Annotated in this window: 9 protein-coding genes; 6 read left to right on the top strand and 3 right to left on the bottom strand. The window is 72.7% G+C overall.

Translation table 11 applies throughout. The features are described 5' to 3' along the window. Window positions 1–482: 482 nt before the first annotated feature. The 4 genes from IG02_RS0115305 (at window position 483) to IG02_RS37805 (ending at window position 6,403) form a co-directional block, all read left to right on the top strand. Window positions 483–2,087: a beta-N-acetylhexosaminidase gene (locus tag IG02_RS0115305; RefSeq protein ID WP_030747085.1), complete on the top strand. Its 1,605-nt coding sequence runs from the start codon at window positions 483–485 to the stop codon at window positions 2,085–2,087. Between the two features lie 407 nt (window positions 2,088–2,494). Further along, window positions 2,495–3,175: a hypothetical protein gene (locus tag IG02_RS0115300; RefSeq protein WP_030747082.1), complete on the top strand. Its 681-nt coding sequence runs from the start codon at window positions 2,495–2,497 to the stop codon at window positions 3,173–3,175. A 667-nt stretch (window positions 3,176–3,842) separates the two neighbouring features. Then, window positions 3,843–4,829: an RNA polymerase sigma factor gene (locus tag IG02_RS43875; RefSeq protein WP_030747079.1), complete on the top strand. Its 987-nt coding sequence runs from the start codon at window positions 3,843–3,845 to the stop codon at window positions 4,827–4,829. Next, window positions 4,829–6,403 carry a hypothetical protein gene (locus tag IG02_RS37805; RefSeq protein ID WP_051765072.1) on the top strand — a complete coding sequence of 525 codons (1,575 nt, stop codon included), beginning with the start codon at window positions 4,829–4,831 and terminating at the stop codon, window positions 6,401–6,403. The genes IG02_RS43875 and IG02_RS37805 overlap by 1 nt, the downstream gene beginning before the upstream one ends. 247 nt (window positions 6,404–6,650) lie before the next feature. Here IG02_RS37805 and IG02_RS0115285 read toward each other — a convergent pair whose 3' ends face one another. Beyond that, window positions 6,651–7,553 (bottom strand): L,D-transpeptidase family protein, encoded by a 903-nt coding sequence (locus IG02_RS0115285; RefSeq protein WP_030747073.1) that lies wholly within the window; start codon window positions 7,551–7,553, stop codon window positions 6,651–6,653. A 299-nt stretch (window positions 7,554–7,852) separates the two neighbouring features. Here IG02_RS0115285 and IG02_RS0115280 point away from each other — a divergent pair, with 299 nt between their 5' ends. Beyond that, a complete protein-coding gene (locus IG02_RS0115280; RefSeq protein ID WP_030747070.1) occupies window positions 7,853–9,451 on the top strand; it encodes an acyl-CoA mutase large subunit family protein in 1,599 nt (532 codons plus the stop codon). Between the two features lie 155 nt (window positions 9,452–9,606). Continuing rightward, the gene (gene leuE, locus IG02_RS0115275; RefSeq protein ID WP_030747067.1) at window positions 9,607–10,329 is read left to right on the top strand and encodes a leucine efflux protein LeuE; all 723 of its coding nucleotides are present in this window, start codon (window positions 9,607–9,609) and stop codon (window positions 10,327–10,329) included. Between the two features lie 7 nt (window positions 10,330–10,336). Here leuE and IG02_RS0115270 read toward each other — a convergent pair whose 3' ends face one another. Together IG02_RS0115270 and IG02_RS0115265 are read right to left on the bottom strand one after the other, a co-directional pair. Continuing rightward, window positions 10,337–12,556 (bottom strand): NACHT domain-containing protein, encoded by a 2,220-nt coding sequence (locus IG02_RS0115270; protein ID WP_078854502.1) that lies wholly within the window; start codon window positions 12,554–12,556, stop codon window positions 10,337–10,339. Continuing rightward, window positions 12,553–13,455 (bottom strand): DUF6801 domain-containing protein, encoded by a 903-nt coding sequence (locus IG02_RS0115265; protein WP_158712297.1) that lies wholly within the window; start codon window positions 13,453–13,455, stop codon window positions 12,553–12,555. Before IG02_RS0115265 ends, IG02_RS0115270 begins: the two co-directional genes overlap by 4 nt. Between the last annotated feature and the right edge of the window lie 261 nt (window positions 13,456–13,716).

The raw sequence follows: 13,716 nt of genomic DNA, 5'->3' as shown, positions 1-13,716 counted from the left end.
AACACGACGGGACGGCGGTGGGCTGCCTCGAGTTGAGACGGCCTGTGGGGCGTGGAGGTTGTGTGTGCGAGAGTCAAAGATCGACAACAGGTGCGATGAAAGATCGGCGGCAGATGCGCGGGGACGGCGGAAGCGGGTGAGAGGGAAGCGGTGGATGCGCCGTAACGCTATCGACGGGCCCGGAAGGCGGGTCCGACGGATGCGCGAATTTCACCCGAACGGTGGGGTTTCGCCACGCGTGGTGGACGCGGGCGTGCGACCTTCACCCTAAGTACGCGTGGCGGCTGCCGCCGGAAGGGGCAGCGGTCGCCGGAAGCGGCGGCGGTCCACGGACAACAGTGGGCGGGCCACGCGGCTCACGGGTCCCGCGGGAGTCCGGGTCCCGCCGGGGTCCGGGATCCGTCGGGATCCCGGGGCCCGCCGGGTCCTGTCGTGCCCCGCGCACGGCCGCGCTCCGCCGCACGGAGGAGGTTGCTCAAGTGATACGTACATCCCGGGGCAGTACCAGGGCCGCCGAGGCGGTCCTCGCGGTGACTGCCGCCCTGGCCCTCACCGCCTGCGGTTCCGGGGGCGGCGACTCGTCCCAGGACAACCGCTCCCCGTCCGCGGCGAAGACGTCGGTCGCGTCACCCTCGCCGACCCGTTCGTACCCGCTCTCGACCGCGCCGCGCACGGTGCCCGCCGTGCAGACCCACGAGGCGGCCCGCGGCCCCGGCTGGCGGCCGGCGGGGAACAGCACCGGGGTCGTCATAGCCGGCGGCGACGCGGGCCGGGGCCTCGCCGACGAGGGCAGACTGATCGCCCAGGAGCTGAAGATCCCCTATCGCGGCACGGCCGCGGCGGGCGCCGGCGACGTGGAGCTTGCCCTGGCGAGCGGGGGCGGCGGCGCCGAGTCGTACACCATGGACGTCAGCGGCGGCCAGGTGCGGATCACCGGGGCGGACGAGGCGGGCGTCTTCTACGGCACCCGCACGCTCAAGCAGGCGATACGGGCGGACGGGGTGATGCCCGAGGGCGTCGTCAAGGACGCCCCCGCGCGCGCCCAGCGCGGACTGATGGTCGACATCGCACGCAAGTTCTACACCCAGGGCTGGCTGGAGGACCGGCTGCGCGAGATGGCCGACCTCAAGCTCAACCAGCTCGGCCTGCACTTCTCCGACGACCAGGGCTTCCGCATCGAGTCCACCAGCCACCCCGAGATCGTCTCCGCCCAGCACCTCACCAAGGCGCAGGTCCGGGAGATCCTGGCGCTGGCGAAGCAACTGCACATCAACGTCGTCCCGGAGATCGACAACCCGGGCCACCTCGGTGCCGTCCTCGCCCCGAACCCCTCGCTCAAGCTGCGGAAGGCGAACGGCGCGATCGCGAAGGGCGCCATCGACATCTCCCAGCCGGCGTCCGCCCGGCTGATCGACGACCTGCTGCGCGAGTACGCGGGGCTGTTCCCGGGGCCGTACTGGCACCTTGGCGCGGACGAGTACCAGGCGCTGATGGCCTCGAACCCCGAGGCGACGTACCCGAACCTCGCGCGGGCGGCGGTCAAGAAGTACGGATCCGGCGCCACGGTGGCGGACCTGACGACCGGCTGGACGAACGACCGGGCCGCGACGATGCGCCCGTACGGCCGGGAGCTGCGCGTCTGGAACGACGGCATCTACAAGGACGGCATCGTGAAGGCCGACCCGAACCTCCAGGTGGCGTACTGGACCGGCAAGGAGATCGGGGCCCGGGAGCCGGTGGCGTATCTGAGCCAGGGGCGCACCGTCGTGAACTACAACGACGAGTACCTCTACTACGTGCTCGGCCAGCCGAACAACTTCACCTACCCCACCGGGCAGCGGATCTACGAGCAGTGGACACCGTTGGTGCTGCGCGGGACGACCCCCGTGCCCGCGAAGTACTCGAAGCAGATCGCCGGCGGGGTCTTCGCGATCTGGGGCGACTTCCCGAACGCGCAGACGCAGGACCAGGTGGCCGCGGGCATCCGGCTGCCGCTGGCCGCGACGTCGCAGAAGCTGTGGGACGCGCGGAAGCCGACGCGGAGCTGGACGTCGTTCAAGGCGCTGGCGGTGAAGGTGGGCGGCTGAACGCGGAGGCGGGGTCTGGGCTGGTGGAGCCCGGACCGGCGGGGTCCGGGCAGGCTCGGGCCGGGGCCGGCGGGGCCCGGGCAGGCGGGGCCGGGGCAGGCGGGGCCCGGGCAGGCGGGGCCGGGGCCGGCGGGGCCCGGGCAGGCGGGCGGCCCGGGCCTCCGCCTACCCGGGCTCCGGGCCGGCGGAACCGGGCGGGCGGTGTGCTGCGGGCGAATTCCGGGTGTACGGCACCTTTCCGGGATCAGCGGGCGATTTTCGGAGTGACGAATTCCGTCCGTGCGGCGCAGTAGGGGGCAGTGCGTGCTCAGCGGGTGCTCAGTGCCGAGGCCACTCCGTCCGGAGGGCCGTCGGCACTTCCGTGCTGACCGCTGCCGCGTTCGTGACAGTGACGGGAGACGTCGTCCATGAGTCTGGTGAAGCTGATCGCACAAGCGGATGAGCGTGGTCTGGCCGCGAGCGGTCTCGCCTGCCTCGACCGTTGTCTGCCGTTGCTCTCCGCCGAGGAGACCGATGTCCTGCGGCCGTTGTGGACGGGCGTGGTGGACGGGGAGCAGGACTGGCGGGCGCGGCTGGTGGAGTCCAGGGAGGCACTGGACGAGCTGAGCGTGGGCGACCCGGTGGACGGCGGTGCGGGGACGGCGGACGCGGGCCCGGCGGCCACGGCGGATCCGGGTTCCGCGGACGTGGGCCTCATGGCCGTCCTCGTACGGACGATGCTCGGATCCGCGCCGTCGGACTGGGCGGCGGAGCCGCTGCGCACCTGGGCCGACACCTGCTCCGTCATGTCCCTGGAGCTCCACCAGCGGCTGGACGCGGTCGGTGACGGCGGGAGCGCGGGCGCGGCGGAGCGGCTGGCGCGCTGCCGGGAGGACACCGTCGTCGTGGCGGACGCGGAGGACGGCGCGGCGGGTACGGACGGGATCGGCCCGCTGGTCGCCGGCGAACTGCGCCGCCAGGTCAAGGTCCTGGAGATCCTGGCCGAGACGGCGGGAGCCCCGGGGGTGCGCCGCGCCATGGACGTGTCCACCGAGGGGCAGCGCGTGCTGCGGGCCGTGGTCTCCCGCCGTGCACGGGCGCGGAGCTGACGCGAGGTACGGCGGAGGCCACCTGGGGCCGGTGCCGGGGTGGCGCGGCCCGGGACGGCGCGGCCCCGGGGCGGCACGACAACCGGGTGGCCGACGCAGGTCGGGAGCTCCTCGGCCCACCGGAACCGGTCTTCGCCCAGGCCGTAAGCCCCTATGGTGCGGGGATGATGCCTCCGCCCAGCGCAGTGTGACGGATACGCCGGGTGCGCGGTGGCGTCGGCGGGCTTGCGCCGGGTCGTGCGTCGAGGTCTCCGGTCTCCGTGGCCGGGTGACATCACGGTCGGCGGCCCGGAATTCCCTCGCGCTGGACCAGGGGGGAATGAGCGACGCGGAGGCGCCGGCGTGGCCAAGGCCGATGACGTCAGGGCGCGTTGGTCATGCGGAAGCCTCATGCCCTGGGTATCGCCGGGTCGGCGCGGGTCGGTGCGGAGAGCGACCGGGGCCGCCACCCCCCACAGGAGAGGCCCCGGTCGCCGTCCGTGGAGCCGCGTGACGGCTCCGTACTTCTCACAGCGTCGCGGCTGCGTTTTCTGTCACACCGCATATCGTCGGTAAGTCGTTGCATGTTGTACAAGTTGTGGACGAGGGGGCGCGAAGGCCGTAGCGTGCACATCCGTGTGGGGTGGCGCGGTGTGGACCGGCCGCGATGTCAGAACGGGTTGTGGGAGTGCTGGGGGACGACGCGGAGCTGACCGCCGCGGTGCTCGCGGCACAGGACGGGGACGAGGACGGCTTCCGTACTGTGTACCGCGCCGTGCACCCGCGGCTGCTCGGCTATCTACGGACGCTCGTCGGCGAGCCGGACGCCGAGGACGTGGCGTCCGAGACCTGGCTGCAGATCGCCCGGGACCTCGACCGGTTCAGCGGGGACGCGGACCGCTTCCGGGGCTGGGCCGCGCGGATAGCCCGAAACCGGGCGCTGGACCACATGAGGATGCGCGGCAGGCGCCCCGCCGTGGGCGCGGACGAGACGGAGCTGACCGGGAAGCCCGCGCCGTCCGACACCGCGGACGAGGCCATCGAGGCGCTCGCCACCGGCCGGACGATGCGGCTGATCGCCCGGCTGCCCCGGGACCAGGCCGAGGCGGTCGTACTGCGGGTGGTGGTCGGGCTGGACGCGAAGAGCGCGGCCAGGACGCTGGGCAAGCGGCCGGGCGCGGTACGGACGGCCGCGCACCGAGGACTGAAGCGGCTGGCGGAGCTGCTCGACGCGGAGAACACGGAGAGCGCGGAGGAAACGGACGGCCCGGACGGCCCGGACGGTCCTGGTGGCCTCGGCGGCGAGGACGGTACGAGCGAGGGGGACGGTACGGGCGACGGGGACGAGGGTGACAAGGACGGTCGGACCGGTCGGACCGGCCGCCCGGGCGGACGCGCCGGCGCGCCGGCCCCACGGGGACGGCGGCCCGGAGGACAGGGGCCGGAAGGCCACGGTCCGGCGGACCCGGAGGGTCCGGATGGCGTTCGTGAACGGGCCGGGGCCCGCCGGCAGCCCGTGCCCCGCGCCGCCGGGCGCGCGGCGGTCGATTACGCGCCGGCCGGAGGCGCGGGCCTCGACGCCGTACCGGCGCCGCGAGGCGCCCTGCCGAGTGCGACGGTGCCGGTGCCGGCGGGTGTGACGCATTCGCGCGCGCGGGCGCAGAAGGACATCTGATGGCCGACGAGCATGACGCGTGGCTCGACGAGGACGCGGCGGAGAGCCTGCTGCGCGGCGAGCCCGTGGCGCCGGCCGGGGACGACCGGACGCGCGGCCGTACGGTACGGCTCGACGCCGCCCTGCGGGAACTCGCCGCCGACGCGGACATCACGTACGCGAACAACCGGGAACTACCGGGCGAGGCGGCGGCCGTCGCCGCGTTCCGGCGGGCACGGAGGACGGCCGGCCGAGCGTACGGCGATGGCGCGTACGCGGCGGCGTCCGAGGCACGGGTGCCCGAGGCGAGGGCGTACGAGGCACGGGCGTACGACGAGACGACGGCGCGCGCGGACAGGAAGCGCTGGGCGCGCACGACACCGGGTCTGCCCGCGGGTGCGGCCGGTGCGATCGGCGCGGTCGGTGCCGTGGGCACGGTCGGGCAGGGCGCCGACACCGAGGGCGTCCGCGGTACGGAGGCCGCGGTGCACGGGGGGCACGCGGGCCAAGCGGTACACGCGGTTCGCGCCGGACGCACCGGGGCCGGGGCCGAGGCCGGGCCCGGGGACGGATGCGCGGACAGGGCGGCGGCCGCCGGGAGCGGCGGGGGCGGCGGAAAGCCGCTCGGCACGCTCCGGCTCGTCCTCGCGCCCGGGACCGGACGGCGCGCACGGACCGGCCGGGAGGCGTCCGTTCGGCCGGCGCCGTCCGACCGGCCGGTGCGCAGGGGGCTCGCGGCGGCGGTGGCCGGCTGCGCGCTGGGCGGTATGGCGGTGATGGCGGGCGCGGGTGCGCTGCCCTCCCTGGTCAGCGGCGAACAGCCGCCGCTGCCCGGGAACTCGGTGTCGACGAAGGCCTCCCCGGGACCGTACGTGTCCGAGTCCTCCGGGCTCGGCGCGGAATCGCCGGCGCCGCCGGACGGCACCCCCGGCCGGTCCGCCGGCCCCTCGCCGGACGCCTCGTCCGCTTCCCCCGCTTCCCCGGACGGGAACGGCGACGACGGGCGTGACGCCCGGGACGGTGCGAACGGGAACGAGGCGATAGGACCGGCCGGACCGCACAGCGACTGGAGCGGTTCGCCGTCCGATCCCACGAGCGGACAGTGGTACAGCCAGACGGTCCGGGCCTGCCGCGCCTACGTCAGCGGTGCCATCGACGCGGAGCGTGAGCGCGCACTGGAGTCGGCGGCCGACGGCCCGGCCGGTGCGGCGCGGTTCTGCGACAAGCTGCTGGACGGCGCCGACGGCCACACCTTGCGGGGCGAGGGCGGCCGGCAGAACGACCCGAGCGGCACGCCCGGCCCGGCCACCCCCGGCACGCCGTCCCTGCCGTACGAACCGGGGCCGGACGAGTCCGGCGGGCCGGGGCCCACGACCTCCCCCACGTCGCCCGGTACCGACAACGGCCAGGGGGACGGGCCCGAGAACGACGGCACGGACAGCGGCAAGGACACGGACAGCGGCAGGGACACGGACAAGAGTCGCTCCGGCGGTGACGACGGCGCGGGCGACGACAGTGCGCGCGACGACGCCGACCGGCACGGGTCCCCGGCCCTGGCCCCGGTCCCGGCCCCGTCCCTGACATCGTCCTCGTAGCCGCACCTGAGCGGCGCTGACCTGCTGTTTTCTCCTGCCGGCCGGCGAGGTGTGACATTTTTTCCGGCCACGGCGCAGTACTGAGTGCCGACTGGTCATCGGCAGCGCACAGAGCCGGAGGTTCCCCCCGTACCTACGGCTCGGCGCATTGGCGCGGGCGGGACACGTTCCCCCGGTCCCGCCCGCGCCCTCTTTTCCTTCTTCCCCTCGTCCTTACTTCTTCTCCTTCTGCCCTCTCTTTCGCCCGCTAGTAGATGACGACCTTGTCGCCGTTGCTGACCTGCGAGAAGAGCGCGGCGATCTTCTGTTTGTCCCGGACGTTCACACAGCCGTGCGAGGCTCCCGTGTAGCCGCGGGCCGCGAAGTCCGCCGAGTAGTGCACGGCCTGGCCGCCGCTGAAGAACATCGCGTACGGCATGGCCGTGTCGTACAGCGTCGAGACGTGGTCCCGGGACTTCCAGTAGACCGAGAAGGTGCCTTCACGGGTCGGGGTGTACTGGGAGCCGAACCGGACGTCCATGGTGGACATCACCGAACCGTCCACCATCCACGACAGCGTGCCGCTGCTCTTGCTGATGCACATCACCCGGCCCGTCATGCACCGGGGATCGGACGAGGCCTTCGGTCCGGCGGCGGGCCGGACGGCCGGTTTCCTGGTCGGGGGGCGCAGTTCGGCACCGGTCGGTTCCTCGGTCATGGCGAGGAGCCTCGCCCAGGTGACGACGTCCGTCCTGCCGGTCCGCGGCAGGCCCCGCTTGTTCTGGAAGGAGCTCACGGCGGCGGCGGTGACCGAGCCGTAGTAGCCGGTGGGGGTGCGGTGGAAGTGGCCGATCTGCCGCAGCCTGGCCTGCAGTTCCCGCACCTGCGCGCTGCTCGCCCCGCTCGCCATCAGCGTCCGGGGCAGTGGGGCACGCGGGGCCACGGGGACCGCCTTCGACGGTGGCACGGCCCGTTGTCGCTGCGAGGGGGTGGCGGCCCGGTAGGTGGGCGCCGACCAGGCGGGGCGCTCGCCGGGCTTCTGGTCGGTCGCCGGGCCCCCCGGGCCCGTCATACCGGGCTGGACCGTACAGCCGGCGCTCAGGGCCACGACGAGGGCGGCCCATAAACCGGCGCGGCGCCCGCGGCCGAATGCCTTGGATGACGTACGCATCGTCGTCCTCCAGTCTCTCCGATCTCGACGTTCTCGAAGGTCTCGAAGGGTCTCGGAGGAGCTCGGTCCGTCCGTGCTCCATGACGTGTTTTCCCTGTGGGCCCCCTCGGGCAATCCATCGCGGGGCCCGTCGTTCGAGCATGGTGGAAAATGTCCGCATGGGCTCGCACCTCTGACGCGCGCTCCGCGCACTCCGCGCACTCCGCATCTCCCGTCGACTGACGCCGTAACGTCGGGTAACCGTCCGTGCCGATACGGTAATGGCAGGTGACGGCGGCGCGGTAGGAGGCGGACGACACATGGTGCAGGGCCCCGGGCGTGTCAGGCTCACCGAGAGCGGGTTGCCCATCGAACCGGTGTACGGACCGGACGCGCTGGCGGCCTGGGATCCCGCCGAACGGCTCGGCGAACCGGGCGCGTACCCCTTCACCCGCGGAATCCACCCCACGATGTACACCGGCCGGCCCTGGACGATGCGGCAGTACGCGGGCTTCGGCACCGCCGCCGAGTCCAACGCCCGCTACCGGCGGCTGATCGCGCACGGCACGACGGGCCTGTCCGTCGCCTTCGACCTGCCGACCCAGATGGGGTACGACAGCGACGCGCCGCTCGCGGGCGGTGAGGTCGGCAGGGTGGGGGTGGCGGTCGACTCGCTCGACGACATGCGGGAGCTGTTCGGCGGGATTCCGCTCGACCGGGTCTCCACGTCGATGACGATCAACGCACCGGCGGCCGTACTGCTGCTGCTGTACCAACTGGTGGCCGAGGAGCGGGGGATCCCGGCCGAACGGCTGTCCGGGACCGTCCAGAACGACGTCCTCAAGGAGTACATCGCGCGCGGCACGTACATCTACCCTCCGGAACCCTCGCTCCGGCTGACCGCGGACATCTTCCGCTACTGCCGTGCGGAGATCCCCCGGTGGAACACCATCTCGGTCTCCGGCTACCACATGGCGGAGGCCGGGGCCTCGCCCGTGCAGGAGATCGCGTTCACGCTCGCCGACGCCATCGCCTACGTACGGGCGGCGGTCGCCGCGGGAATGGACGTGGACGAGTTCGCGCCGCGCCTGTCCTTCTTCTTCGTGGCACGGACGACGCTGCTCGAAGAGGTGGCCAAGTTCCGTGCCGCGCGGCGGATCTGGGCCAGGGTGATGCGGGACGAGTTCGGCGCGCGCCGTCCCAGGTCGCTGATGCTGCGCTTCCACACGCAGACGGCCGGCGTGCAGCTGACCGCGCAGCAGCCGGAGGCCAATCTCGTACGGGTGGCGGTGCAGGCGCTGGCGGCCGTCCTCGGCGGCACCCAGTCGCTGCACACCAACTCCTTCGACGAGGCGATCGCCCTCCCGACCGACAGGGCGGCCCGCCTCGCGCTCCGTACGCAGCAGATCCTGGCGCACGAGACGGACGTCACCGCGACCGTCGACCCGCTCGCCGGCTCGTACGCGGTCGAGACGATGACGGACGAGGTGGAGGCGGCGGCGACCGTGCTGATGACGCGGGTCGAGGAGCTGGGCGGGGCGGTCGGTGCGATCGAACGGGGTTTCCAGAAGGCGGAGATCGAGCGCGCCGCGTACACCGTGGCCCGGGAGACCGAGCGGGGGGACCGGGTGGTCGTCGGCGTCAACCGCTTCGTACTGGACGAGGAGGAACCGTACGAGCCGCTGCGCCTGGACCCCGCGATCGAGACCCGCCAGAAGGCCCGCCTGGCCCGGCTGCGCGCGGAGCGCGACGGCGGGGCGGTGGCGGACGCGCTGGCGGGGCTGAGGGAGGCGGCGCGGGGGACGGGCAATGTGCTGTACCCGATGAAGGCGGCGCTGGCGGCGCGGGCGACGGTGGGGGAGGTGTGTGACGCGCTGAGGGAGGTGTGGGGGACGTACGAGCCGAGAGAGCAATTCTGAAGCGCCCCCGGAGCCCCCGGGACCGGGTCCGGGGCTTCGAGTCCGGAGCCCGGTGCCCGGTGCCCCGAGTTCCCCAATCCCGTGATCGTCCGGTGATCGTCCGGCGGTCGGACACCCGGAAGGTGATGTCGGTCGCATGTGCGACACTCCGCCATATGTTGGGTGTCACTGATCTTCCGACCTACCTGGTCGGTCTGGCGCTGATCGTTCTGTTGCCGGGGCCGAACTCCCTCTACGTGCTCTCGGTCGCCGCCCGCGGGGGAGTCAAGGCGGGGTACCGGGCCGCCGCCGGCGTCTGGTGCGGCGACACGGTCCTGATGGTCTGCTCGGCCGCCGGCGTCGCGTCCCTGCTCAAGGGCAACCCGCTGCTGTTCGGCATCGTGAAGTACGCGGGCGCGGGCTATCTGACCTGGCTGGCGATCGGGATGCTGCGCGCGGCATGGGCACTGTGGCGCGAGCGGCACGACCGCAAGGAGACCGCGCCCATCGCTGAAAGTACCGCCGCGATCACCGCCGGGGCGGCCGCCGAAGCCGCCGGCACCGATGCCCACCGGGCTGCCGAAGGCCGGCCGACCACGGAGCGCCCGTACCGCCGCGCCCTGGTGATAAGCCTGTTCAACCCGAAGGCGATCCTCTTCTTCATTTCCTTCTTCGTGCAGTTCGTCGATCCGGCCTACGCCCACCCGGCTCTCTCCTTCGTCCTGCTGGGCGCCCTCGCCAACGCCGCAAGCGCGCTCTACCTCTCCGCCCTGATATTCGGCGGCACCCGCCTCGCCGCCGCCTTCCGCCGCCGCAAGCGCCTCTCGGCGGGTGCGACGACGGCGGCGGGCGCGCTGTTCCTGGGCTTCGCGGTGAAGCTGACCCTCAGCAGCGCGTGACGCACGCTCAGGGGCGTGTTGTCTGACCGGACGCGGGGTGGTCCGGCGGATCGTGGTGGATGTCGCCGCGGATGAGGAAGTCCTGGAGTTCGCGGTGGCGGAACTGGTAGGCGATTCCGGCGGTGCGCATCAGACCCGCGTCGCAGCACCAGTCGAGAAAACGGCCGAGGCGCCAGGGCAGCGGTTGGCTGGACCACCAGCGGCGGGTGCAGAGCAGGAAAGCGATGTAGCGGACACCCGCGGCGCCGAGACCTGGGCCGGCGCCGGTCCTGAGCAGGGGGCCGAAGGCACGCCAGGGCCTGAACAGCGTGTCGAACGCGCCCCGGTAACCACATCTGAACAGGCGGTTGTAGAGGAGAGCGAGCGCACGCCCGCCGCCGAGACCGAACAGAAGCATGTAGATCAGTACTGCCCCGAGCGAGAGCAGGGGGCTCAGGGCGAACCAGTAGTAGGGGACGAACCCGAGCCCGACCACGAGGCCGGTCGCGAACCCGGTCACGAGGTCGTCGCGCACCATGCGGCGCGGCGACGCGTTCCCGTGGGACCTGCGAACGTCCGGCGTGTCCGAGAGCACACCCGCCAGCCCGACTCCGACCATCGCTCCACCGGCGAGCCCGAGCACCGATCCGTAGACGAGCCCGGTCACCGGTCCCATGACATCCCCGACGTCGACCATGACGACGAGCCCTCCCCAGAAGAGCCCACCCACCAGCCCGTTCACGAGCTGGTGTCTTCCGGCGCGGGTCGCGGCGGTTGCGCGTTCCAGCCGAGACGGCACGGGCCAGGGAGGGAGCGCCAGGAGAAGACCGGCCACCACCATGAGCGTCACGTTCATCGCGTACACGTCCCAGCCGTCGAGCAGGCCGGCGGAGAGGTCGGCGGTGGCCCAGACCGCGACGGTCAGCAGGGCGTGGACGGTGCGGGCGCGGCGGGGGCCGGTGAGCGGCCACAGTTCGTGGAGGACGAGGTCGGTGCCCGACAGACGCCGTCCGGCCACGTCGCGGCCGCTGGTGGTGTTGGCGTGCAGGTAGCGGGCGAGGACGGTCAGCCAGGTGCGTACCTGCCGCTGGGTGTAGGGCGCCGCTGTGCCATCCGTCGGGACAGCGGCGAGGATGAACAGGTTCAGCAGGTGGTCTCCGATCTGCTCGGGGGTCCGCAGGGTGGGCCCCAGGAGCTCCGCGGGATCACGGGCCCCGTCGGCGCCTGGGTCGCGTTCGTCGTAGACGACAAGGGCCATGGTCAGCCGCCACGGTGTGGACAGGCCCTGGGCCAGCGGACCGGCCGGGTCGTTGCGGAGTGTGTTCAGGACGGGTTGCCAGCGCGCCGGGTTGCGGGCGCGGGCGGTGACGAACGCCTCGATGGCGGCCGGGCCGATGGATGCGATCTCGATACGGGCGGCGTCCTCTGCCCACACATTCGCGCCTTCGAGTGCGACGTAGGGGTCGCTGCGGCAGGTGAGGACGAGCCGGCCCTTGACGGTGCCGTGGACGTAGCGGTTCATGGCCTCCAGAGCGTCCGCGGCGCGGGAGCCGTACCCGGGAGTCTCGCCGGCGTCCATCTCGTCGAGCCCGTCGAGCACGGGGATGATCAGCCGGGCGGTGACAAGGGCGGTCGCCTCGGTGGGGTGTAGCCGGTGGGCGCGGATGAGCTGGTCGGTGAGCCAGTCGTCGAGCTCGTTCCGGCTGGGGTCGAAGGTGGACAACGACAGGCGTACGGGAACGGGGCCGCCCGGTGCCCGGTCGGCGAGGAGAAGCAGCATGAGGTGGAGCGCGAGTACGGTTTTGCCGGCTCCGGGTGCGCCGGTGATGACGAGGCGGCCGAGCCGGAGAGCGTGGTAGTAGGTGGCGACGTCTTCCAACGTGCCGTGGGGGGCCGCACCCGCGGCGTGGTGGGCGGGGGAGGGTACGAAGGTGAACTCGACGCTGATGGTGCTTTCGCGGCCGCCGAGGAGTTGCTGATGTGCCTTCTCCTCGCGTTTCCTGACACGGTCGGCGAGGTCGGCGGCCAGTGCGACGGTGTCGATGACCTGCCCGGCCGGGTGCCTCGCCTGATGGAGGCCCGCTGCCGCGAGCAACAGGCCGGCCAGCCCGACCACCAGCCCGCCCGGGTCCACGTCCCCGGTTCCCGCCCGGACCGCCAGGGTGACCGCCGCCCCCACGGCCAGCACCGTCAGCGGCCACCATCCCCACCGCGTGTGACGTGCGGTGGCAGGGTTCGCCCCGGTCACCTGCTGCGGCGTGAGCGGAAGCGGAAGGCGGCGGCCACGGCAATGGCGCCCAGGACAACGGATCCCGCGGCCGCCGGGATCAGACTCCTGGTGCCCTGGCTGCCAGTCGTGGCCATGCTGCCGGAGAGATCGGCCGAGTCTTCCGTGGTCGCGCCGGCCTTTGCCCCTTCGCTCGGGTTCCGCGACCCAGCGGTGCCGGAGGCGGCCGTATCAGTCGCCTCGGACGGGGCCGGCACGGTCCTCGTTCCCGTCCTGGCGATGTCGAACGACGCCAAGACGTTGTTCTGCCCCGCTTTGAGCTTGCACGGCACGTCGAGCTCGACCGTGAGGGCCCCCCTCGCGGTGACGCGCAGGACGAGGTCACCGACGCTGACTTTCGCGCTGCCCGGCCGGTTGAAGGTGAGCCTCGGCGCGGTGCCGGTCGCCTTGACCGAGAACGCTCCGGACGCCGGGACGTTGGTGCTGACCACGTGGAACGGCACTGTGCGGTTGATGACCTCATCCTGCGCCGTCACGCGGACCTTCGCCTTCACGGTGCCCTCGATGGTCCTGATACCGGCGTCGCGCAGCCCTCTCGCGTCAGCCGCGTTCACCGGCACCGCCGCACGGATGACGAATGTCGGGGTGGGCTTGCCGACCGCGGCCGACTTCGGGACGTTCGCGTCGATCCTTACCGTGCCTGACCGCTCGAAGACCCCCGGAACCGAGCACGTGTAACGCAGTTCGAGCGGTGCCGGGTCCGCGGCCGCGGGGCCGGCTCCGAAGACTCCCACGCTCGCTCCCGCGACCCCTGCGGCCACCGTCAGCCCCCAGGTCCTACGGGCCACCGGGCGGCTCAGGATGGCTCGGGATGTCCGGTGGCGCTCACGCAGGTCCTGGGTCGGTTTCTCGCTTGCCATCTTGATCCTCGGTCAAGTACTCGGGCCTCTGGATGAGGCCCACGGGTTCCTCCCCCAGGTGGGTCGGTCGCGTGGCCCGGCCCACCTCGGTCGGTGGGGACCCGCCTCGCCGTGGCGACAGCGGATCCTGTGACCGACCGTAGGACGGGACCGCGCGCCGGAATTGCGCTCGCGCGTAAGGAAGTTGTCGCAGTGCGCAACAGTGAGGTCACGGCACGCAGGTGCCTATTGCATCGCATATGGCGCAAGCCACCCAGACCG

It is taken from the genome of Streptomyces sp. NRRL F-5135 (assembly GCF_000719775.1).
GTDB lineage: Bacteria > Actinomycetota > Actinomycetes > Streptomycetales > Streptomycetaceae > Streptomyces > Streptomyces hebeiensis.
Note: the sequence above shows the minus strand (reverse complement) of the source record. Positions and strands in the feature narration are given on the sequence as shown.